The organism is Butyrivibrio sp. WCD2001 (genome assembly GCF_000424485.1).
Lineage (GTDB): Bacteria > Bacillota > Clostridia > Lachnospirales > Lachnospiraceae > Butyrivibrio.
The window spans coordinates 652,625-675,601 of record NZ_AUJZ01000001.1; the positions used below are offsets into that span (position 1 = coordinate 652,625).

21 protein-coding genes are annotated in these 22,977 nt (G+C 34.1%); 3 read left to right on the forward strand and 18 right to left on the reverse strand.

From position 1 onward, the window contains the following. Positions 1–73: 73 nt before the first annotated feature. On the forward strand, positions 74–1,195 hold the full coding sequence (locus G630_RS0102760) for an O-antigen ligase family protein (RefSeq protein WP_155831913.1): 1,122 nt from the start codon (positions 74–76) through the stop codon (positions 1,193–1,195). Positions 1,196–1,247: 52 nt separating this feature from the next. Continuing rightward, positions 1,248–2,567: an Ig-like domain-containing protein gene (locus G630_RS0102765; RefSeq protein WP_026497675.1), complete on the forward strand. Its 1,320-nt coding sequence runs from the start codon at positions 1,248–1,250 to the stop codon at positions 2,565–2,567. Positions 2,568–2,622: 55 nt separating this feature from the next. Here G630_RS0102765 and rfbD read toward each other — a convergent pair whose 3' ends face one another. The 17 genes from rfbD to G630_RS0102850 form a co-directional block, all read right to left on the reverse strand. Beyond that, the gene (gene rfbD, locus G630_RS0102770) at positions 2,623–3,495 is read right to left on the reverse strand and encodes a dTDP-4-dehydrorhamnose reductase (RefSeq protein WP_026497676.1); all 873 of its coding nucleotides are present in this window, start codon (positions 3,493–3,495) and stop codon (positions 2,623–2,625) included. A gap of 1 nt (position 3,496) precedes the next feature. Continuing rightward, on the reverse strand, positions 3,497–4,576 hold the full coding sequence (gene rfbB, locus G630_RS0102775; protein ID WP_026497677.1) for a dTDP-glucose 4,6-dehydratase: 1,080 nt from the start codon (positions 4,574–4,576) through the stop codon (positions 3,497–3,499). A gap of 22 nt (positions 4,577–4,598) precedes the next feature. Beyond that, positions 4,599–5,336 (reverse strand): acyltransferase, encoded by a 738-nt coding sequence (locus tag G630_RS25255; RefSeq protein WP_049946058.1) that lies wholly within the window; start codon positions 5,334–5,336, stop codon positions 4,599–4,601. A gap of 64 nt (positions 5,337–5,400) precedes the next feature. Further along, positions 5,401–6,069, reverse strand: coding sequence for a DUF4956 domain-containing protein (locus G630_RS0102785; RefSeq protein WP_026497678.1), 669 nt, complete (start codon positions 6,067–6,069; stop codon positions 5,401–5,403). A 14-nt stretch (positions 6,070–6,083) separates the two neighbouring features. Next, positions 6,084–6,773 carry a polyphosphate polymerase domain-containing protein gene (locus G630_RS0102790; protein ID WP_026497679.1) on the reverse strand — a complete coding sequence of 230 codons (690 nt, stop codon included), beginning with the start codon at positions 6,771–6,773 and terminating at the stop codon, positions 6,084–6,086. Next, a complete protein-coding gene (locus tag G630_RS0102795; protein WP_196805732.1) occupies positions 6,763–8,574 on the reverse strand; it encodes a CotH kinase family protein in 1,812 nt (603 codons plus the stop codon). Before G630_RS0102795 ends, G630_RS0102790 begins: the two co-directional genes overlap by 11 nt. Positions 8,575–8,677: 103 nt before the next feature. Continuing rightward, positions 8,678–8,869 (reverse strand): 4Fe-4S binding protein, encoded by a 192-nt coding sequence (locus tag G630_RS0102800; RefSeq protein ID WP_044958442.1) that lies wholly within the window; start codon positions 8,867–8,869, stop codon positions 8,678–8,680. Further along, a complete protein-coding gene (locus G630_RS0102805; RefSeq protein WP_044958445.1) occupies positions 8,866–9,825 on the reverse strand; it encodes a Coenzyme F420 hydrogenase/dehydrogenase, beta subunit C-terminal domain in 960 nt (319 codons plus the stop codon). The genes G630_RS0102800 and G630_RS0102805 overlap by 4 nt, the downstream gene beginning before the upstream one ends. Before the next feature lie 5 nt (positions 9,826–9,830). Then, complete coding sequence (locus tag G630_RS0102810; protein WP_026497683.1) at positions 9,831–11,330, reverse strand: lipopolysaccharide biosynthesis protein; 1,500 nt, start codon at positions 11,328–11,330, stop codon at positions 9,831–9,833. A gap of 7 nt (positions 11,331–11,337) precedes the next feature. Then, positions 11,338–12,378 carry a polysaccharide pyruvyl transferase family protein gene (locus G630_RS0102815; RefSeq protein ID WP_026497684.1) on the reverse strand — a complete coding sequence of 347 codons (1,041 nt, stop codon included), beginning with the start codon at positions 12,376–12,378 and terminating at the stop codon, positions 11,338–11,340. 20 nt (positions 12,379–12,398) lie between these two features. Continuing rightward, a complete protein-coding gene (locus G630_RS24970; RefSeq protein ID WP_196805733.1) occupies positions 12,399–13,181 on the reverse strand; it encodes an O-antigen ligase family protein in 783 nt (260 codons plus the stop codon). Between the two features lie 500 nt (positions 13,182–13,681). Beyond that, positions 13,682–14,992, reverse strand: coding sequence for a hypothetical protein (locus tag G630_RS0102825; RefSeq protein WP_026497686.1), 1,311 nt, complete (start codon positions 14,990–14,992; stop codon positions 13,682–13,684). A 30-nt stretch (positions 14,993–15,022) separates the two neighbouring features. Further along, positions 15,023–16,177: a glycosyltransferase WbsX family protein gene (locus tag G630_RS0102830; RefSeq protein WP_026497687.1), complete on the reverse strand. Its 1,155-nt coding sequence runs from the start codon at positions 16,175–16,177 to the stop codon at positions 15,023–15,025. Between the two features lie 18 nt (positions 16,178–16,195). After that, positions 16,196–17,362, reverse strand: coding sequence for a glycosyltransferase (locus G630_RS0102835; RefSeq protein WP_026497688.1), 1,167 nt, complete (start codon positions 17,360–17,362; stop codon positions 16,196–16,198). Positions 17,363–17,369: 7 nt separating this feature from the next. After that, positions 17,370–18,590 (reverse strand): Coenzyme F420 hydrogenase/dehydrogenase, beta subunit C-terminal domain, encoded by a 1,221-nt coding sequence (locus G630_RS0102840; RefSeq protein ID WP_044958446.1) that lies wholly within the window; start codon positions 18,588–18,590, stop codon positions 17,370–17,372. 5 nt (positions 18,591–18,595) lie between these two features. After that, entirely contained in the window at positions 18,596–19,696 is a 1,101-nt protein-coding gene (locus G630_RS0102845) for a polysaccharide pyruvyl transferase family protein (protein WP_026497690.1), read from the reverse strand. A gap of 13 nt (positions 19,697–19,709) precedes the next feature. After that, entirely contained in the window at positions 19,710–20,774 is a 1,065-nt protein-coding gene (locus tag G630_RS0102850) for a glycosyltransferase family 1 protein (RefSeq protein ID WP_044958448.1), read from the reverse strand. 395 nt (positions 20,775–21,169) lie between these two features. Here G630_RS0102850 and G630_RS0102855 point away from each other — a divergent pair, with 395 nt between their 5' ends. Continuing rightward, the gene (locus G630_RS0102855; protein ID WP_026497692.1) at positions 21,170–22,171 is read left to right on the forward strand and encodes an acyltransferase family protein; all 1,002 of its coding nucleotides are present in this window, start codon (positions 21,170–21,172) and stop codon (positions 22,169–22,171) included. 77 nt (positions 22,172–22,248) lie between these two features. Here the strand turns inward: G630_RS0102855 and G630_RS0102860 are convergent, their stop codons facing one another. Further along, positions 22,249–22,977, reverse strand: a complete 729-nt coding sequence (locus tag G630_RS0102860) for a family 16 glycosylhydrolase (protein ID WP_026497693.1) — start codon at positions 22,975–22,977, stop codon at positions 22,249–22,251.

Genomic DNA, 22,977 nt, shown 5'->3' on the forward strand with positions numbered 1-22,977 from the left:
TTTTGTCTTTGTTAATAGACGAAACATTAGTGCCCATAGCAAACTTAGTATTCATAGCATCACGAAGGAATGCTTGTTTTTTGCAGGTTATTTTTTGCTACGCATTATATCAAATATTTACTATATCACAACATATTCACAACCAATAAAAACTATTTTTCTTATAATATTTGAGCAGTTAGGTTTGATAATTGGTTTATATCTTGTTGATCCTGCAAAAAGAGATTTCATAAAGATAATTAAGTGTATTGTCTGGCCTGCTACAATACTATTTTTTATTGGAATAAATGAAAGTTTTTCCTATTTCCGCCCTTTTGATTATCTTTATACTGTATCCAGAGATATCCTTAATGATCACTATATACGTCTTGGGTTACTTCGCGCCACTACAACAATGGGACTCCCCGGTTTTTTTGGCAATATGTGCGTTTTGGTGTTCCCTCTCATTTTATTTCTCTATCACGTAACCAAAAAGCTTATTTATGTTTGTATATCACCATTAAATATACTTGCAATTATTCATTCCGGTTCACGATCTGATATGATATTTATAGCATTTATAATCATATTATATTCTATAGTAAGACTATTTGATAAATCGGAACGCAAGTCTTTTATCAAGCATTTTTTATGTATTTCAAACTTTCTTTTGCTATTCATTTTACTGATGTGCCAAACCCCTCGTATTAAATATTATTATGAGGGAACCGCAAAGTCATTACTTAATGAAGCCGGCTTTAATTATGATTTGAATGAAGATTCTCCAGATTCCACAGTAGGATATGGTGGCAACTCCACAGGTGGTGTATTGTCAAGATCCTCCCAATTTAGTGGTATTGGATATGCTTTATCTAAAAATCCTCTTTTTGGTCTTGGCTCAGGCGCACAAATGCGCAAAGAGGTAATGTATAAATGGCAAGGACATTGGTATAACTATTCCACTATAGATGTTGGTCTTGTTGAAATTTTTGTTTCAGAAGGTATAATCGGTTTTTTAGCATATTGTATCCTTATATTTTTTTGGTTTTTCATCATGTTAAAATGCCTTAAAGTCTCAAAAACCACATCAACATATACATTTTCTTTGATATTGCCATCATATTTATTATGCACTTTAAGTACTATAAACATGCCCTCATTTTTAATGCTGTATATATACTTGTCATTAGTATTGCTTAAGCAGCTTAAAGAATGATTTTTCTAATAATCCATATCAACCTGCAAACATAAAAGGAGTGCAAGTTCTTATGAAAATTATTAAACGTTGTATGTGCATACTAATTGCTTTTACCCTATTGCAGTATGCATTTCCATCGATTCCCGTTTTCGCCAAAAGAACAGATTATTATATTACTTCAACTTTAACGAAAAAAGGCAAACGTAACACAATCCAAATTGAAAAAGGATCAAAAGTACAAATCATTTCAATCAGTGGCACCAAAGCTATAAATCTAAGCGATTTGAGATATTCTTCCAACAACGACGATGTAGCAACTGTAAGTGATACCGGCTTGATCAAAAGCTTGAAAGCCGGAAACGCAAAAATCACGATAACCACAAAAAGCGGAAACAAAAAATCGATCCTAGCCTTAAAAGTAGTCAAGTCTCTCAAAGTTAACTCCGTTCGTCTTTCAAGAAAAAGTATTCACTTAAAACTGGGAATGATATATAAACTCACAGTAAAAACTGATCCTGAATATGCCACGAACAGCAAAGTAATATGGCGTTCCAGTAATAAATCTGTTGCAACCATAGATAATGGAATAATATCTCCCATTTCCAAAGGAACAACTACAATTACTGCTATAGTAGGTAAAAAATCAGCAAAATGCAAAGTAACTGTTTCTGGTGATTATAAAGATGACCTTGTAGATCATATAATACCTTCTGATTTAGCTAATGATCCGATATATTGCTCCATGAATACCCCTTCGGAAGCCATGTCTGATTTTTCCAGAGAGTGTCATAGAAACTACGGACGTATTCTTGGATATACAACTCCAAAGCACACTTCAGCAGTAAGTATTGGTGCTATTTATCTTGAATCCGGGAAAAAGATGAACCGGGATTTTACAATATGTCTCGGCCAAATTGCATTATTTGCGTATTCTTCCAGCCAGAAAAAATGGATAGTCGTTGATAGACAACGCTACCCACAAGGGTTAAAACTGTATAAGCTCCCGTGGTCTTCACGGGTTCATCGTGATTGCGAAAATATAAGCTATTTTCCCGATCATGTAGAAATCAAACTGAACGCAACCGATCTAAACAATTATGCATTCCACTATTGGGGCGAAAGAAAACCGATAAATAACAGTGATTATAAATATTTCGCATGCGCCTACAAGGTTTGGGTAAAGGAAGATTATTCGTCCAATATCCTTACAACAGAAGGTGGTATTGATACTAAATTTGCAAATGGTGATAACAATAATGTTATTCAAATTGTAACAAGCAGAAGTCTTTCACTTACCACTACTCCCAAAACACTTTGGTGTCATACTATTCCCAATGACGAATACAAGTATAAGAGAGATGGTGCAAAGTTAATTAAACTTTTCAAGTAAATTTACCAGATTAAAAAAGGTTCCAATCTTTTATTTGATTGGAACCTTTAAATAATTATCCTTTAAATGTACTAAGATATTCTTTAAGAGCATCATGCCAATTGGCCATAGTATAATCTGTCGTAAGTCTCAGCATATAGTTATCAAGAATACTGTAATGAGGTCTATCTGCCGAGTTGGGATTCATAGCTTTATACTCTTCGCTCGTCACATGATTAACTTTTACATCTATTCCCTTTAGTCTGAATATTTCCTCTGTGAAATCGGCCCAGTTAGTATCTCCTTCGCACGTTCCATGAAATATTCCATAATTTGATGTTGGCTCTATATGATGAATCATTCTGGCAAGCTCAAGTGCAGAGGTTGGTGATCCAAACTGATCGCATACAACAGATAGCTCGTCATGATTTTGGGAAAGATTAATCATAGTTTTTACAAAATTCTTTCCATCTCCATACAGCCATGCGGTCCGAACGATAAACCACTTGCTGGCAAATTGCTGGACAAACTTTTCCCCTTCATACTTTGTTTTGCCATAAGCACTGATTGGTGCCGGAATATCGAATTCTGTGATTGGTTTCGAAGCATTTCCCGGAAAAACGTAGTCCGTACTAATATGCACCAGCTTAGCATCTACCATGCTTGCTGCAATTGCAAGATTACGTGGTCCAAGTGCATTAAGCTTATATGCAAAATCCCAGTCCTTCTCACATCCATCTACATTAGTTGCTGCTGCACAGTTGATAATAACATCCGGCTTTTTCTCCATTGCAAAAGAAATAACCTCTTCAAGTTCCATGATATTAAGTGAAGTGATTTCCTCTCCTTCTACAACGTCAGTCAGTATGAACTCAACTTCTTTATCATATACCTGCCTTATCGCTCTCCCAAGCTGCCCATTGCAACCTGTAACTAATACCTTACGCATATTATTTATACATCTCCTGATAATATTTCTGATAGTCGCCTGAAGTTACATTTTTCATCCAATCCTCATGTTCGAAGAACCACGCTATTGTTTTTTTGATTCCTACTTCAAAACAAGTTTCAGGTTCCCAGCCTATCTCAGCCTTAATCTTATCTGGAGCAATCGCATATCTTCTGTCATGTCCTTTTCTATCTGTTACATATTTAATAAGTTTTTCTGAAACAAGTTCCTTACGGGAATCTCCCTCCGGAAGCATCTCCTGAAGTGTGTCTATTATAATGTGTATAATCTGAATATTCTGTTTTTCATTATGTCCACCAATATTGTAGGTCTCAAAAAGTTTTCCCTTCTCCTGAACCATATCAATTCCCTTGGCATGATCTTCAACATATAACCAGTCACGGACATTTTTACCATCTCCATATACGGGAAGATCTTTTCCCTGGAGAGCATTATTTATGATAAGCGGAATCAGTTTCTCAGGGAACTGATATGGTCCATAGTTATTTGAGCAATTTGTGATGTTCGCTGGGAACTTATATGTATCCATATATGCTTTTACAAGCATATCGGAAGATGCCTTTGAAGCTGAGTATGGTGAATGAGGATCATACGGAGTAGTCTCATAGAAAAATGCATTATCATCATCCGGCAGGGATCCATATACCTCATCTGTTGAAACATGCAGGAACTTCTTTCCATTCTTGAAAGATCCATCGGGAAGTTCCCATGCTGCCTTAGCACAATTAAGCATTACCGCAGTGCCCAGCACATTAGTCTGAACAAATACCTCGGGATTCTTTATAGAACGATCCACATGTGACTCTGCTGCAAAATGAACAACCCTGTCGATGTCATTTTCAGCAAAAATCTTACTTATAGCATCCTTATCACAAATATCGGCCTTAATAAAGGTATAGTTCTCCCTCTGCTCAATATCCTTAAGATTCTCAAGGTTTCCTGCATATGTTAATTTATCAACATTAATAATTCGGATTTCATTATCATATTTCTTAAACATATAATGAATATAGTTAGAGCCGATAAATCCAGCTCCTCCTGTTACTAAGTATGTTCTCATGTGTATTTCCCTTTCTGTATCTCTATTTAACGCTTTCCCACGTATTCGTATCAAAATTAAACCGTTTGACCACTCTTGCTGGACTTCCTACTGCAACACTATATGGCGGAATACTCTTAGTCACAGTCGAATTGGCTCCAACTATAGAAAATTCCCCAATAGTAACTCCTGATAATACATGGCATCCAAACCCTAACCACGCACCTCTTTTAATTACAACCGGGCCCTCAGAATAAACACCTTGCTGCCAAACAGGAACACCTGCCTTTCTATATTCATGCGAATGGTCCGTAACATGTACAAACGCAGCAAAAAGGACATCATCTTCTATTGTTACCTTTTCCATGGAAGCTATTCGATCAAAAGGTCCGAAATGAACTCTATTTCCAACTATTATTTCAGATGGATATTTAGTTTCTCCAATATTATTCAAAGGGCAAAATGCAACATTTTCAGCGACATCTACATGCTCGCCTAAAGTGATTTTTGAAGGATTTAAAAACTTTACATTTGCAGCAACATTTAAGTGTCTTCCACTTTTTAAATAAATATGCCAGAACGCTCCTCTTAATCTGTTTAATACATATTGCTTAAACCAAGCGGTACGAGAAATTATACTATATGTTATAAAAGCAACAATCAGTAAAATTAAAATACTTTTTATATTATCAATAAAAAAAACAGATAACAGTAAAGCTAAAATTATAAGAACAAATAAATATGGGGCCAGCTTTCTCCCAATTTTCTTTATAAAGCCCATTCTACAATTCTTCTCCCTTATAGATGTAAATCAGCTATATCAAAATAAGCTCTTATGTATTTAATTAAAATGTTACTTCTCCATTATGTTGGAGCAGATTTGCTGAAGTAACACCATCAACATCAATAATATCCCTGACCAGCTTTCCTCCATTTTCTGTACGAAGTTCAACTGTTAAATCCAAGGAGGTTGTCGTAAGATTTCTGGATTTTATAGAAAAATGATTTACATAATTCTTTATTCGACTCATTATTTTTTCTTCCGCATCAATATCCGTACAGTTTATCACCAAAATCATCGGCGCTTTAGCGACAGGAAGCCAGTCAAGGCCCAAAATAGTAACTGTTATTGCTGCAGAAAGCAAAACTGCAAAAATCGCGAATCCTGCACCACATATAATACCCACCGAAATAGACCAGAAAAGGAACATAAGATCCATGGGGTCTTTTATTGCTGTTCTAAATCTTACAATTGAAAGAGCACCTACCATACCCAGGCTGACAACAACCGATGATTGAATAGTAACAATAATCGCTGAGGTAATAAGGGCAACTCCAACAAGTGAAATATTAAAGTTCTTAGAATAAAATGTTTTCCTTGTAACTACTCGATATACAAAGAAAATATATAAACCTATCAAAAATGTTATAGCAAGTGCTAATACTACAGACTCTACAGTAATATCAACGCTGGCATATCCTTCCAAAAATGACTTTTTAAATATTTTTTCCATACTATAAAAACCTCCTACATATTGTATTGTCTACATAAAAAATATTTACTATAAGCAGTTTGATGAAGATTATCAAGCTGACATGCGCGATAAATCATATCAGGAATAAACTCATCCCACTTTACCTCCAACAAATGATGACCTCTAGGCATAACCGGTCTTTGACTCAAATTGCCGGCAAGAAATCTATCAAGGTTTGTTGAAGAAAACAAATTCATATCAATAGTAACTCTTACATTTCCCATTTCATAAATATAGGGAATCCTGTCATACCCAACAATGATAGCCGGCCTCATATTACTAAGCAACATGTTCATTGTAAGCTTTCGAAGCACCGGATGTTGATTATCAATATCCTCAACAATAGGTTGTCCTCTCATCAGCTGCTCACACTGTTCTACCGAAAGAGATGTTGAAGTCTTTAATGTCTTTCCTCTCTCCTTGCGCTTACATTCCAGTGTGATTCTTGAGGAGCTACCGTTATAGATTCTTATCCTGAATTTTTCTCTGGGATCAGTTCCGTTTAAATTCTCGTAATAGCATCTATTATAATAGTCATCAAAATATAATGATCTAATATTGTATGACTTGTTTTCACCTGCATGTGGATCAACCGGAATCAAATAGTTCAGACGCTGTTTGAGAATTTCTATCTGCTGATCTGTTACAAGGTATTTATATTCATGCCGATATTTATCTCCCAAAATTTCGCCTCCAATCTATAATAGCCATTCCCACCAGAAAACCGGAAAAAAGAAAACACATACCAAAGCAGAATACATTTTCTTTTGTTATAATTCTTTTCCAATCAGATCCTGTTCCATTTGCATCACTTGTTTTTATGGCCTTTAGAAATGTATCTTTACAAAGTTTTTCATCGGATAAACATTTTTCTCCGGAGTACTCATCTTCCCAATATGAAAAATCAAGTACGTCTGCTTCTTCACCATTAGGAAGCGTATTAAGATTATCACCTATTTTTTTTGAATAGTATAAATAACTTTTTCCCGCTCCCCTGTTTAGCCTTACTGAAATCCATTCCTCATTATCAATCCATTTTGAATTAAGAAATGATATTCTGTCTATCAGGTAATTTTTTATTTCTTCCGGCGAATCATTATAAATAAAACTGTCATACATTGATTTCCATCGTACGGAATTAGAATAAGAGGCCTTTTCTATACGTTTTGTCAGTTGATCAAACTCATCATTTATAATCTCATCAATAAGAGGACGATATTCCTCCCTGTACTTATTCTCAATAACACTGATAAATGATTTATTCTTTGCCAACTCACAGAACCAGGTATTACCATATCCCTCAAATCTGGATGCCTGACTTAAAAGCTGAGCGGTAGGCGGAACTTTAACTCTGTTAAGTGCTGCATTTCCAAGTGCATTATCATAGTCCCACTGAGGTCCGGCATAAATAATGCTATCTTCGCTATTATCATCCCAATAAAAATACATAGAAGCTATATCTGAGTTTAAAAATATTTCTTCTATCAGATATTTTGTGCTCCATGAATCCAAATCAATCCATTGCTCATAATTGCCATCCTTCAAATTCTGTTCAAATTCATTTAAATGGTTCAGCAATAATGAACAATCCTTTTTGGGAGAATACTTTACTTCAACAATTCTTCCATCATCAGTTATTACATATTTATCTAAAGATGAAAGTCTGCTCGGAATTGACATACTATACCAATATCCGGAATCCTGACCAATATTTATTTTATTCTCACTGACTTCAACGCTTTCAGACAGAAGATACAATCCATAATATTCACCATTTATATATAAATCAACATAGTCACAGGAAGGTGTCCATTTTGACTCGACTCTTTTAGCAAAATCATAAACCAACTTGTTTCTGAGATTGGATTGATCATAACCATTTGCAAGAAGACAATATTTGTTAGACTCCTGAAATCCCAAAAGAGAAACCATTTCATCAAAATACAGATTAAATGGTTTCTTATCCAAAACCCATGTAGAATTTCCTCTTCCCTTTACAGCCCCAATCCCACTGTATTCATTATTTCCATTAACGTCCAAAACACTGAGTCTAATAGGTTCCTTGTTCTTTTTATCATCAATAACTTCAGTAAAATCTCCACTCGCATTAGATATAAAAAACGTCGATACATTCTCAGATTTCAAAACAACAAAATCATATACTTTTCTTCTAAATTTCAGCTTATATGTATTACCTACGTTCAAGTCAATATCAGAAAATGAATCTCCCGTATTAACATTCTTTCCGTCTATTACTAAATTATTTGAATTACAGGAAAAAAACATATCATTCATCGTTATCCCAGACGGAACAAAGGCATATAATGTGTTCTCTTCTCTAAATAGTTTTATTTTTTCATCCCCTTGTATATAGCACTGTATTTCTGATATGACAGCATCATCATTATCATTAATGAAATAAGCTCCCAACGAAATACCAATAGCTAAAAGCGCAAAGATTATAAGAAAAATTTTGCATTTCATATTTTGCATATGTTTGTTACTTCCTCAACCTAAGATCTCAAATAATGTTCTGAATACAATTTCATTTGATTATTTATTATTTTTCCTGCAAAAAACATGCCTGTCAGTTCTTGATGACATTTTTTATAGGACAGACTTTTGAGCACAATCCACAATCAACACATAAATCATTATCAATTATTGGATAAGCAAAGCCTTCTTCATCATCCTGCATAATTATTGCTTCTCGTGGGCAAACAGAATAGCACGCAAAGCAACCACAACACTCTTCTTTTCTTTTGTAAAGAACCATCATTTTTTCACTCCGAATACTCTGTTAGATAAAGCATTTATTTTATATCCTATACGCTTTTTATATTTATTTATTACTCCATATTCACCATACTTATATGCAATTAAGGTGAATGGATATTTTGAAAAATCATTCCAAAACTTATCTCTATTTTCAGGTCTTGAAAATGGTCCCTTTAAAACAGGTTGTAATGAATCTTCAATCTTTGTCTCTGAATAAAAAATATTATCCTTTACGCTATCAAATATGGCCTGCCCTTTTGTAGTATTTATAAGAACTAATGAAACACCCTTATTATCGTCAAATGCAGGATAAGCTTTTTCTATCCCCCAATAATCACCAATAGTAATATCTGCAGGGTGTCTGATATCAGCATATTTACATTCATAGCAGGATGGTCTTACAAAATTCTCAACATAAGCAATATGAAAAAAGACTCTGCCATGAAACTGTTTACCATTTAAACCTGTTATAGTCTCGTAATGAGCTCTCCATCCATATTCAAGCTTATTCCTAAAATTTGCACTAATAATCTTTGATTTTAAGCGATTTGATACCCATTCCAAATATTTCTTCCAAACGGCCGGGCTTGGAACCCCATGGCATAAAATATCCAAGCATACAAGATTATCATAATCCTTACGCAAATAATTCTTTAGCCCTGCAATCTGGCAAGATGTCCCTGAAAACAAGACATCCAATCCGTTATCCAAATCAACTTTTGCCTGTTTAAAAGAGTCTCCAATTATGCTTTGGATGTATTTGGACCCGCGCATAAGATCACGCTCTTTAAAGGTTGTAGCTCTGATGTGTTTTGCACTGAAATTCTCATCTAATACACAACCATATATCACACCACCACGGTTCAGAATTTCATCTGAAAGTGCTGTAAAAATACCACCTGATCGTGATAATTTCCTTACTTCTTCATTTTTATTTATTACAGCATATGTCTTCATTCTCTTTATTTCTTTAAAATCCTTTGACACTTATTTGCAACTATATGAAACAAATTGGGGTTAACAACACCATTTAAAACAAACCCTATTACAAAACATATTGGAGTAATCTTAGCTCCGGCAATGACAAACTCCTTAATTGTAGAAATATTCATATTTATGTGCGAATGGACAAAAACTCCCAAGCCAAAAAACAAATAATTTATGCCCAAAATTGAAACAGCTTTAATTCCATTTCTATTTAAGATTTTTTTCTCGGAAAGCCAGGTCAAATATACCACTTTTATGGGAAGTGCAATAACTGTCGCCATCAAAACACCAACAATCCCATAACTTCTTACTAATATCAATGACCCCACAACATTTATAATTGCCTCTACCATGGATAATTTGCTAACCATCTTTGCGTATCCTGCTATACCTGAAAGATTGCCTGTAACAAATCTGCTCCAAGATAAAATCTGAACTAAGCAAAATAGTATCGGTAATGCTGTATATATATAATTTATGTCTTTTACACCATCGGTATAAATTCTGACAAAAGGAATAATTAAGTAATAAGAAACAAGCATCAATGTAGTCATTATTCCAAGATAAATCGAATTAAACAGATCATGTGTCTTTATATATTTTTCTTTGTTCTCATAATAATTCTGCCCCAAAATATACTGAGTACTTAAGTAGACTGCTTGTAATAAATAATTCAAATTCATGAAAACAAGATTATATATAGAATAAACACTTGCCATCTCAGTAGAGGCATAAATTGAAAGAATTATCATATCTGTGGACGAAAAAATGGTCCAGGCTATTTCTGTTATTATATATGAGTTTCTATCATTTAATTTTATGCTCTGATCAGCAGCCGAGTAATCAACCCACCCATAATGTTTCTTCATATATCTGCTATAGTAAAAAAGCTTAACCAAAGAAATAATGAAGTAGGCCGCTTGAATTGCAGCAATGTTAACTCCATTCAATGCAAGTATAATTTTGACCAAATACCCGGCAAGCCTGCCGACCATCTCAACATTAACTTTTATATAGTTTTCGCCTTCTGTTACCAAAAGCTGAATCCAGTTTTCTGTAAACCAAAAAGAAATGACCTGAGTCATTCCTTCAAACAGAACAACAAGAAAAATTGTAAAATAACTAATCTTACTTTTTATTACAAATGGTAAAAGAGCTGCTAATAGAACAACTATAAGTCCATAAAAAACTGTTACTTTCCTATAATAATGCCTGGAAACGGACATGATCTTTGAAATCTCACCTTTGTTCTTTTCGCTAACCGGCTTATAAAGTGCATTTCTTGTGGCCTGACCTATTCCAGCCTCAAGCAATGCCATATATGTAAATATCTGAGTCACCGTACTTGTCAATCCATTTGTATCAGATCCATAGCCGGTCAGAATAATTCTTGGTACAATTAACCCCAGCGAAATAATAATAAACTGACTTCCAAAACTAAAAAAAATGTTGTAATACTTTTTCTTTCTACTCATACTTTCCTCATACTTTATCTAAAACGGTTTTCAAAAAAGATTTTGAACTAGCTATTTTCTCATCTAATTTCTTTTTATCCACCCGCGCTAAATCATAACAATCTACGCCTTCTTCCTCAGAAGACTTAGCATCACATATTTTTAACAAACTGGGAACTCTGGATTCTGTCTTTGAATAGGCTTTATAAATAGCCTTCTTGCCAAAAATAGTAGAGAATGCCATCGCATGAAATGAATTTGTTACAATATATTTTGCATTTTCTATTAGGTTTACAAATTCATATGGCCCAACATCATATAACTGTGTAAACTCTGTTTTAAGATCCTTACCTGTAGGATGAATACAATAAACTTTTACGCTAAGTTTTTCTGATAGTTTTTTTGCCTTATCCTTTAGTTCATCATCATTTCTCAATGCGTAATATAAGATATAATCTGTTTCGTAATTATTGATTGCCTTATTTGAAAAAGAATGCCACTCCTGTTTATCCATTAAGAAAACAGGATCCATTACCAACTCGACATCCTTACCGGATAGCTCAGATACTTTTCCAAGAAGATCACCTTCTCTGAGTGAAATCCCGGAATATCCAGGTAAATACTTTTTTATACAATCCTTTTGATACTCATCAAGCTCTGAACTGCCAAAACTTGCTGCGTAAGAAGCAATTCTCTTATAATTGCCAACCCCGGCAAAATATTCAGGGCTGTTGCCTGTAATTTGGTTATTCCAAATCTGATCGCTTCCACATAATAATAAATCAGCATCAAAAGAACTCTCATCAAGCAGCTCATCAGAAATAAAAGCACCAAATCTTTTAAACTGCATTTTATTCTTATGAATCCTAATTATCTGCTTAGAAACACTTCGAAGCCTTTTACCATTTACAAAAGGGTTGTTCGAATAAAACCTTTTTAGATGCTCAGGAACATAATCTATAATTTCAGCTTCATGCCCCATGCTTTTTATGTGATTTTTCAAAGCATATGCCTGTAAAACTGCCCCATAATTATGAGCAAAATGGAATGTTAATATTCCGCATTTCATACCGTAATCTCCTCTAAAAGTCATGCACCTTTTATCAATTTATAAAAATAGTAATCCGAAACAGCACAACCACTAAGGTACATAAACAAAGTCGGCTCATCATACAAGGGATTTCCAGTAAAACAATAAATCAAAAAGAATAGCTGCTCATACAAAGCAAATACAATTTTACGCATAGTAGTGCCATTATCTTCACAATTGAAATAGACATATCTTGCGACACGAATTCCATTTACTATTGAAGTAATAAAAAAGATGGCAAATGGAATGCATCCCACAATACCCACTTCACATAATAATTGAATATATACATTATGAACATTTATCAGGTTTCCTGTTAAATCCAAAAAAGTATACTTATATGCGTCCCAGCCGATTCCAAAAATAGGACTTTTAGTCCAAAGAAAAAGTGCTAAAGCACGCTGTACACCTCTTCCTAATTCAATATCACCTTTTTCTGCTGAGTCAATAAATCTATTGACTACATTTAGTATCTGTGGAACAAATCTGGAAAGAATAAGAAGCATTACAATTCCAGCTATTATTACACCTAACAGCTTTGCCCATTTTTTGAAATCAAGATTTGGATTAATTATGAAATAAGTTAAAATTATCGCAATCAAAGAAAAGATACTATGAGCTCTTTTTCCGGTTAACAGTATTGCCACAAATATCATTATTGCAATAAAAACATCTTTATTCCGTTTTTGATTCGGATTAGTAAGTATTCCCATAAGAGGAACAATCAATGTTAATGCAAGATAACTGGCATTCGTACTATAATGGGGTGCAAATCCTGTCATATATCCCTGCGAATATAGGGATATCATCTTCTCCATATATCCTGATCCACTAAATATTGGAACGACTACTCTATAGAAAAATGGCGGAAAAATAAAAGTAATATATGTCATAAGTGCATAAAAGCAACCGACAAAATATAGCATTTTAAAAATTACATCTATCCAATCCTCTCTCTTGCATGCAACGATATAAACAAAAAATAGGCCAACTGTATAATAATATATATGTATATATTGATTATGCGAAAAATTTGCATTATTAAAAAATGAAATAACAAATAGTATTAGTACTACAACAATGTCTTTAAAATATATCTTCTTATTGCATTTAGATAGAAAAATGCATATAGTAACCGCAAACAATATAGGTGCTACAATAGGTGACCTGAAAATTTTTGTTTGCAGTCCTTGCGAAAATGCATGTAAAACCAGGAAAAAGCACGCTAGCCATATCAAAAGTTTTTCTTCATCAATTAAATAATACCGTTTAATCATTATTTTTATTTCTTTCTTTTAAGCAGTCCATAGACTTCATTGACAAGTTTATAATATACTAGCTCAATTGTTTCTCCGCAATCATTACCTAAATCGAATGATTTATCAATTCTTTTTCTATCCCCTATAAGCGTCAACAAATCATCATTTTCTTCAAGTTTTTCAGTACTTATATATTCGCTTCTTCTGAATTCGTTAACTTTTTCCCTGAGCGCCTTTTCATTCAGTAATATATTGGTAAGATCATCCTTATTATCTGCAACAATACCATTTTCATTTCTAACAACCTGATCTGCCATGTTTCCACTTTCCGCATTAGTCAAGATAAATGCGTTTGATGCGGAAGCTTCATAATATGTGTAACTATATGTTTCAGGCCATATAGACCAAAGTACTGCCACATGTATTCCATTATCTCTGAGCTTTGCCACCATTGATTCTTTGTCAGATCTATAATCAACGCCTACCTCTTCCACAAAATCCATATGATCCTGTACTCTGCCAAACTGATAGAACATCTCGTTAAGAGATTCTGCATGGCATTTCTCAATAGCTTTTTTCCATATGTTCCATCCCTTAAGAGGACTTTGATATCCGACAAATGCTATCTTAAGAGGCTCATCATCGCGTAATAATTCATGGTTTCCTTCATATTGCCCAATTTGCTTTTGATGATAGATAGTCTTTACTTTACCCTCATATTCTTTATAAGTATGTACCCATACTTTTTTTGCAGCATCTGATGGAGCAATAAAAGTAATCCTATTGCTAAAACATTTTAAAAACTCTTTTGTCTTTTCTTCTCTTTGATAATTCCCGTTCTTACGATAACTGCAGTTTGCACACTTGATATCTGAAGGTTCTTCCGGGCCACAAAATTCTTCTTTATCATTTATAAGACCGGCAGAGCAACAAACTGTCATATAGTCATGCAGGTAAAAATATATCGGCACATCTATATACTTAACTATGGTGGTTAATTCATCTATATTCACATCTCTTAGATGATGAATGAAGATGTTACTAGGTTCTATGCCTTCTTTACTTAATCTGTATAATTCCTTGCATAATTCCTCGGTATAACAATATCCATGAAATATCCCATCAACCAGAATCTGCCATATTCTATCAGTTTTAACCTTAAAGTGCATTCCTATTCTGAATAATGGGCACAAATGAATCACTGAAACTCCTTTATCATTCAGCATCTTTTGATGAGTAAATATAACTTTATCTGTACCACCGTTACTTTTTGTGTAATTACCATAGGATACAGTTATTATGTATTTGTTGTTTGACAGATTGATACTCTTCATTTTAAATTCTCAATAACTTATCTGAATTTTTTACCACGGGAACTCATCATTTGCTTTTAATGCATCCCTAATTGCTTCAAGGTTGCCATACCCATTTCGAGTATCAGGTTCCAAATAGCCACCTTCAGCCCATTCATTCCAAGCATACATAAAGATCATATCTTTATTGTACTTTTCTTTTGCATTACGTATCTGCTGTGTCATGTATTTCTTAAGCTTTTCCGGCGTATCTCCAACATATACTTTACCATTGGCACCTTTTCTGGGAGTATTATCCCATCCAACAAAAGCTCCGGGAACATTTTTCTCACTATTAGGCTGCCTATCCAAAATAGTCTGCCAAGCCTCATCAAAGTCTACCTTTGCAACCTCTTTTACGTTACTCTTCTTAAGTTTCCTTTCAACATCGAATCCCGTCAAATGTTCAATAGATACATAAAGATTTCTTTTTGCAGAACGCATTTTCTTCCATACCTTAGATCCCTTTATCTTGGATTTATCTACCATGTCCATCCATGAATATGCGGGCTGGAATTCTATATTATATGTGAATCTGCTGTCATCCTTATCCTCGATAAAATCAAATGCTACATCCTGGTAAGCATAAGTCATACCATTTAGTCCATTTTCTTTTGCCAGGGCATCCCAATAATCAAGCATATCATTCATTCTCGGAATAACTTCTGCTCTATAGATTACCATTAACGGCTTACCGTCAGATAAGATATATCTTTCATCTTTAAAGAAAGGCAGCAAGTAATCAAAATGCTCTTTCCATTCCTTTTCATCACCATAATGCTGAGGAAGAAGCACTTCCTTTTTACCAACCCACGCCTTTGTCCAAGGCTCATTTGCCCAGCAAACACAGAAAGGCAAATCTACATTTTTATTTGCAAGCATCTGCTCCATTGGTTTTTCCAAAAGCTTTTTACCATTAAACCAATAATGATAGTAGCAAAAACCATAAATGCCATGTTCTTTAGCAATTTTAGCCTGCCAAACCTTCACATCATCATCAAGCAGATTATAGTAATTATCATTAAGCGGTACACGCGGCTGCTCATGGCCTTCATATAATGGTTTTGCTTTCTTAACATTAACCCACTCTGTGAATCCTTTTCCCCACCACTCATCATTTTCCGGTATATCGTGAAACTGTGGTAAATAAAACGCTATTACTTTCATACTTCTCCTCAATCTTTCTTACTTTTCAAACAAATCTATATATTTCTTAATCTCAGCCTGATTTCCATATTCATGCTCTTTTAGATACATGTGAATGTTGTTTCTTATACTTTCATCGCCAAGCATCTTTTCAATTCCATCAGCCAGAGAACTTGCATCCAAATCTACGATCATTCCTTCTTTATTTTCTTCCAACTGATCTCGAACTGTTGGATATGCTGTGGCTATAATAGGTGTTCCAAGAATTTTCGTTTCATCAAGAACAACGGATTTCCCTTCATATCTGGATGGCTGAATAAAAATATTGGCATTAGCTATATACGGATATGGATTAGATCTTCCCCCAAGAAGAATTACCCTGTCTTCAACATCACACTGTTTTATCTGACTTCTAAGATCCTGTTCCAAATCACCTGTACCAACTATAAACCATTTAAAATTGATATTTTTCTTCTTAAGTATCGAAGCAGCTTCTATCGCATAATCAAATCCTTTTTGCTCATGTAAACGTCCGATGGATAAAAGGTTCATATCGTCTTTGCTATATTCTTCAGGATAAAACTCTTCAGCTCGTTCTCTTGTCAGGACTGAAGATGTTATATTCTCTATCATTACAGTCTTATCTGCAAACTCCGGAAATTCATCCTTCATAATATCAACACAAGAATCTGAGATTGATACAATAGCATCCATATTCTTAAGATGTTTGTAATCGTATTTCCTGGGATGTCCTGCAGAACGATAATCGTTATGTATCCATACAATCTTCTTTTTAGCTTTTACTTTTTCATCAACATAATACAGAATTTCGCCGGAAATATATGCTAATGCTACATCATATTCTTTCTCCAGCTGTTTTATGGCCTTGCTATAGAAGTATTTCCATCTATGTCCGCGCTTTTGTCTGGAATTTGAAGTGACAGCACTGGAAATAGCATTTCCAAATAACCTCCATGGTGTATACAATCCCGAATCCGCTATTTTACCATACATTCTCTTCAAATCTTTAGGTGTATCAAGCACATTCACCCATTTTGGCACCTGTGCCAGAAACATTCCTTCTTTTTTGAAAAGAAGAAGATCAACTTCATATTTATCACTTGGAAGTTCGTTTAATAGATTTACTACACTTCTTTCTGCTCCACCATTGTACAATGATGGCATTACTACCAATACTTTTTTCATAATTCTCCTAGGCTCTGTTTATTGCATTCTTAATAATTTTTTTAACAGATATTGGGATTAGTCCGCTGATCGTATACTTAATCTTATCCTTATACCATTTCCTGGAATATAGTTTTTCAAGCGCATCATATCCGCCATTTTGATATGTTTGCAAAACAAATTGTCTAAGCTCCGGTTTTTCAGTTGCCCCATTTAACTGTTTATTATTTTTATAGATCTTGTCATATTCCGATTCAATAATGACAAAATCATCAATGCACTCATTTAATAGCCTTATACCTCTATCAGTATTACAAAGGATGCATGATACACCAAGTCTATCATTCAACCCGCTGATTCTAATATTGGGGTTTTCCTTATGAAATCCCCAGTAATCCCCCAGAGTAATATCTCCCACTCTTTCCTTCGTAGCAAATGGACAGTTGTAACAATTATCTCTTAGTGTCAATGACTTGGAGAAAAACCTGATATATGCATCTTTCTCTCCTACACGAATATGCGAAATTGTTTTTTTATCAGTTTTCAAAACCGTTCTAGTGGTATATCCCTGCCCTTTTGTCTTATCTCTAAAATAGAATTCCTGAATATTACCTTTAAGTTTTTGCGATCTATAATTCATATAATCGCTAAATAATTTTGTACCAGGAACTCCGTGACAAATAATATCGATACAAATTAAATTATCATAGTCCTTGCCTAAATATTTACGAAGCCCTGCCACCTGGCATGGTGTCCCCGAAAAAACAATTTGCTTCCCTGAAGATATTCTTTCTTGTATTTCTCTGAAAATATATCCAACATCACTTTGAACATATTTTGATCCTTGTAATTTACTTAAGTTCTCTGATTTTGAAACACATATATGTTCCGGCAAAAATTTGTTATCCGATATATTTAAAGCAGCCCCATATACCATGCCGCCTTTTTCAATTGTTTTCCTGGCCAGTACAGCAAACGCTCCCCCGGAAGCAGACTTTTTCAAAATATCTATATCTTTTGCTGCTGCAGCATAAGTCTTAACAGGATAATTTTTTGTAGGCAATTTCTTAAACCCACAAGCTCTTATACAAGAGCCACATCCTATGCACAAATCATTATTAATCTCAGGGTAACCAAAACCAAATTCATCCTGAAAAAATGAAATTGCACCTTTGGGACATGCATTCATACATGCTCCACATGCACAACAATCTATTTTGTTGGTAAAAAGCTCTATTTTTTCTTTCATGATATCTATTCAATAAACTCATTCAGAATTTGATATGATTTTTTACGCTCCTCACATAATTTTGCATTAACTTCGGTATAATCAATCGTTTTGCCAATTAACGAAAAATCATTCATATCACTTACAATTCTGTAACTTAAGCCAAGAAGTCTTAAAATACTCTGATTCCTGCTACCTGTATTGGTGTTAGGTAGAATCTCAACAAAATCTGTATTTAGGTTGATTGCAAATGCAGTTCCATGAAATGAATCCGTGATAAGGCAATCTGCATTATCAATAAGCCCAAGAAACTCTCCTGCATCCGGTAAATATTTAAGTTTCCCTTCCCTGATAATCTGATGAAAGTTCTGCGAAATACGTATAAGTGGCAGCCCTCTTTTAGCCGCATATTGTTTAGCGTAAGCACCAATTTTCTTATCATTATGAACCTGATAAATCAGCACATATTTTCCCGCAGGCTTATGAGTTATCATTTTTCTCCACTCATCACCGGAAATCATAAGAGTGGGATCAAGAACCTGCTTCGCTTCTATACCTATAGATTTTAAGTAATCAACAGCGGTGTCTTCCCTGACAGCTATTTTTTTGTATCTGGACAGATATTTGATAAACATCTGTTTTACATTCTCTGAATCGACAGAATGTCCCATACTACTTGCGAAGGCTATCTTCTTATCATCATCGTCTATAAAATCCAAAAAATAACTTGTATCGTATTCACCACATACTACCTTACCCCATACCTGATCGCTACCGGTAACATAATAATCAGCAATCTCCATTTCGTTTTTTAATTCTTCAGCCGATGAATACCTCCGCGTTAAATTGAGGTATTTTTTTTGCATTGCTCCGAACTTTCTTCCGGCATATTTACTTGCGGGCACGCGTATCATCAAATATATAGCTCTTTGAAACGGATTTTTATTCCATTTTCTCTTATTAAAAAGAGCGGTTCTCTCAACATTTCCGTATTCTTCATCAACACGCAAATAATCAATTATCTTACATTCATGTCCAAGGCTTTCAAATATCTTCTGTGTCGCAATTGCCTGGAGTAATGATCCGTAATTAATCGGAGCATGTCTGGTTATCACTAAAACTTTCATAAGTTCCTCACTTTTAAAGTTTTGAATATAAGTTCCTGTAAATATCAGTCAACCTGGAATATGATTCATTGATATCATATTCATTATCTGTCAGCTTTATATCTTCCCTTTTATCTATTTGAGCAAGATTTTTAAGTATTGTTTCTGCCCATATAATCGGTGATTCTTCCAAGCCAATGAAATGTGTGGCTTCACTAAAGTCAACTTCTACAGGAACTTTATCAGAGAAGAAACAAGGAAGCTGTGAAAATTGTGCTTCAACACCCACTACAGGCACACCTTCAAAGAATGAAGGCATTACAAAAGCATCCATTGCCTGATATAACTCATTTACATCTTCTCTTTTGCCAAGAAACCTTACTTTATCAGTCAATTGAAGATCATTAACGAGTTTCTTTATTTCCTCTTCCTTTTCTCCTACCCCTATAATAAGTAGCACTGCATCTGCTCTCATTTTTACTAATTCAGCAAAAATGCGAACTAATAAATTATGATTTTTCTGGTATGAAATACGTCCTATATGGCCTATGACCAAATTGTTTTCTACACCCAGTTCTTTCCTTTTATTATTTCTAATATCCGGATTAAACAAAAAAGGCTCTTTTTCTATAGCATTGGGAACAACTGTAAATGGCTTATCCTTAAATAGAAACTTCCCTGCCTCTTCACCACATGACAGATAATCAGTCGCAACCGATGTTATTTTTGCACGATAATACATCTTCAGCCAATACTTTAAATCCTTATCAATAGAAGTGTTATGACTGTGGGCTATTCTAATCGGTACTCCCGACTTCTTTCCTGCCTTTAAAGGCAAGTAACTCATCGCATCAATATGTGAATGCATTATCTTATATTCTTTATGTTCTTCAAAGAATTGCTGCATATATTTATAGTACGCAGGCAGATTCTGTGGGTACAATCTTGGCGCATAATATACTTTTCCGCCCATAGATAATATCTCATCATCATAATCATCTTTATCAGGACGATGCGTAAGAAAGTCAAACTGAAATTCAGTCCTATCTATTCTTCTGTAATAATTCATCAGCATAGTCTCAAGTCCGGCTCTATGCATGTTGTTTACACATTGGAGTATTCTTATCACTTCGACGTCCTACCACTCTTTCTATAATAACTGCCAAAAATCCATCCGCAAAATTTTAGCGTAAAATGCATAAAATGACAATGTACAGTTAGCAAAAATTTTATAATTACCAGTACTCATTACACAACAAAGTAAACAATACACTTATAACACCATTGCAATTATCATTTTTATTATTTTTTATGACTATAATCACCATAAAAATATATCTATAAATTTTTAATATCTCACCATTTACTATACATTATGTAAAAACACGCAGAAATTCTTTACTTTTCCTTATTTATCCGTTAAACTTCATAATTGTGTGTTCACATCAAAAGAATGAATATGCAATAAAAAACGCACGAGGAGCATAGAATTGTATGAATAAGAGGGACTATTTAGTAGATTGTTTGCGTGGATATGCTTGTCTTTTAGTTGTCTTGGGGCATGTAATTTTGGGCATAAGAAATGCCAGCATTGATGCACCACTTCCTAATTTAGAGCTTTGGTCAGAATATGTTTTATGGTCATTCCATGTTGCTCTATTTATGTTTCTTAGTGGTTATGTATACAAAATCACTGGTCAATGGCATGGAAAGGGTTCCAGAATAAAATTCATACTTCATAAATTATTAAATCTTGGCATACCCTATTTTTTCATTTCTTCTATTTACATTCTTATAAATTCTGTAATTAGTGGAACTAATCACGATAGTAAAATATCTGATATTTTATATTTATGGAAAACTCCGGTTGCTCAGTACTGGTTTATATATGGATTGTTTTTCTTGTTTTTATTTTGGGTTGTCCTCTCCACAGTACTAAATGATATAGCTACACTCTTTGCACTTTTGGCTATTATTGGGATTTTACATATCACTGGACTAAGTTTACCTTTTGGAGGGCAAGCTATTGCATTTCTATTAGTATTTGGATTAGGTGTTTGCCTTCCCCAAATGTATCTTGATAAAGTCAACATGATAACGAAAGTCTTGATTATATTGGTTCATTTAGTGATCATTTCAGTATTTTTTATAAATCAGGAGATATCCTTTTATGGATTGCGCGAACTGAAGCAAGTATTGGGTATTGCTGCAAGCATTTCAATAATATCCATTTTTATGTGTAATAATAATATAAAATCCTTTCTCCTTTTTATTGCAAAGTACTCTTTTCCTATTTATTTACTACATACAATTTTTACAGCAGGATTTCGTGTTGTACTAAAAAAATGCGGGATAACAATGTATAGTGTTCACCTTATCATTGGACTTCTTGCCGGTATTATCTGTCCAATTATTATTGCTAAAATCACAAATACAAATGCTTTTTTAGATTTCTTTTTCTATCCTTCAAAGAGCATTAAAAGAATAAAAAAGTAACAAGTTTTTAAGCATTAAAAAAGAGTGGGAATTCAAAACTTGATTTCCCGCTCTTTCCTTATATTTATGATCATATATTACTTTAATTCTGTATACGATGTCCAATCGTAATAAGCATAAAGCGGTGACGTTCCATCATATTCTTTATGCCACTCTATCTCGTCTCCCGTCCATGCATTCATAAAGATCTGAGCCTCTAATTGAGGTATATTTTCATTTGCTTCATAGACCATTTCCCCATCCACAAACCACTGAATTGAATCGCTCGTCCAGTTGAAAGCATAGTCATGATACTCTTCCGCTGCATCAAATCCCAGATCGTATAAATAGGCGTGACCACCAACTCCGTCAGTATAATAATTGAATTGGATCTTTGTGGTGTCATACCCTAAAAATTCAATATCTATTTCAGTCCCTTTATCACCATCATTAAAATAGTTAAAAAAGGAAGATACAGCGCCTGTATTCTTAATTGGTTTCATCCTAACCTGGTATAATCCAAAGCCATACTTTTTCAGTGATAATATTTCGCCACCTGTAAGTCCTGAATCATCATTCCTTATGCTAAGGAGCATTTTACCATTTTCATATTGCACATTGTCCGGGCTCCATGTCAATCTGGGGGTTTGTCCGCTAACCCATTCCGACTTATAAAACTTAAATCTGTTGAATCGATTAAAATTACTGTAAAATTTTGTATCTCTATTATTTAAAAAACCATCTTCGTCATAATAGCTATAGCCTATGGCAACTAAGAAACATATTGCTAAAATACTAACTATAATAATATACAACTTCTTTTTCAT

What these genes read in the sequence shown, in the direction of transcription:
- G630_RS0102810 (WP_026497683.1), bottom strand. Translation starts at nt 11,330, where the DNA reads ATGAGTAGAAAGAAAAAGTATTACAACATTTTTTTTAGTTTTGGAAGT.
- G630_RS0102835 (WP_026497688.1), bottom strand. Translation starts at nt 17,362, where the DNA reads ATGAAAAAAGTATTGGTAGTAATGCCATCATTGTACAATGGTGGAGCA.
- G630_RS0102850 (WP_044958448.1), bottom strand. Translation starts at nt 20,774, where the DNA reads ATGCATAGAGCCGGACTTGAGACTATGCTGATGAATTATTACAGAAGA.
- G630_RS0102785 (WP_026497678.1), bottom strand. Translation starts at nt 6,069, where the DNA reads ATGGAAAAAATATTTAAAAAGTCATTTTTGGAAGGATATGCCAGCGTT.
- G630_RS0102830 (WP_026497687.1), bottom strand. Translation starts at nt 16,177, where the DNA reads ATGAAAGTAATAGCGTTTTATTTACCACAGTTTCACGATATACCGGAA.
- G630_RS0102825 (WP_026497686.1), bottom strand. Translation starts at nt 14,992, where the DNA reads ATGAAGAGTATCAATCTGTCAAACAACAAATACATAATAACTGTATCC.
- G630_RS0102815 (WP_026497684.1), bottom strand. Translation starts at nt 12,378, where the DNA reads ATGAAATGCGGAATATTAACATTCCATTTTGCTCATAATTATGGGGCA.
- G630_RS0102765 (WP_026497675.1), top strand. Translation starts at nt 1,248, where the DNA reads ATGAAAATTATTAAACGTTGTATGTGCATACTAATTGCTTTTACCCTA.
- G630_RS0102840 (WP_044958446.1), bottom strand. Translation starts at nt 18,590, where the DNA reads ATGAAAGAAAAAATAGAGCTTTTTACCAACAAAATAGATTGTTGTGCA.
- G630_RS0102855 (WP_026497692.1), top strand. Translation starts at nt 21,170, where the DNA reads ATGAATAAGAGGGACTATTTAGTAGATTGTTTGCGTGGATATGCTTGT.
- G630_RS0102805 (WP_044958445.1), bottom strand. Translation starts at nt 9,825, where the DNA reads ATGAAGACATATGCTGTAATAAATAAAAATGAAGAAGTAAGGAAATTA.
- G630_RS0102800 (WP_044958442.1), bottom strand. Translation starts at nt 8,869, where the DNA reads ATGATGGTTCTTTACAAAAGAAAAGAAGAGTGTTGTGGTTGCTTTGCG.
- rfbD (WP_026497676.1), bottom strand. Translation starts at nt 3,495, where the DNA reads ATGCGTAAGGTATTAGTTACAGGTTGCAATGGGCAGCTTGGGAGAGCG.
- G630_RS0102845 (WP_026497690.1), bottom strand. Translation starts at nt 19,696, where the DNA reads ATGAAAGTTTTAGTGATAACCAGACATGCTCCGATTAATTACGGATCA.
- G630_RS25255 (WP_049946058.1), bottom strand. Translation starts at nt 5,336, where the DNA reads ATGGGCTTTATAAAGAAAATTGGGAGAAAGCTGGCCCCATATTTATTT.
- G630_RS0102860 (WP_026497693.1), bottom strand. Translation starts at nt 22,977, where the DNA reads ATGAAAAAGAAGTTGTATATTATTATAGTTAGTATTTTAGCAATATGT.
- G630_RS0102795 (WP_196805732.1), bottom strand. Translation starts at nt 8,574, where the DNA reads ATGAAATGCAAAATTTTTCTTATAATCTTTGCGCTTTTAGCTATTGGT.
- rfbB (WP_026497677.1), bottom strand. Translation starts at nt 4,576, where the DNA reads ATGAGAACATACTTAGTAACAGGAGGAGCTGGATTTATCGGCTCTAAC.
- G630_RS24970 (WP_196805733.1), bottom strand. Translation starts at nt 13,181, where the DNA reads ATGACAGGATTTGCACCCCATTATAGTACGAATGCCAGTTATCTTGCA.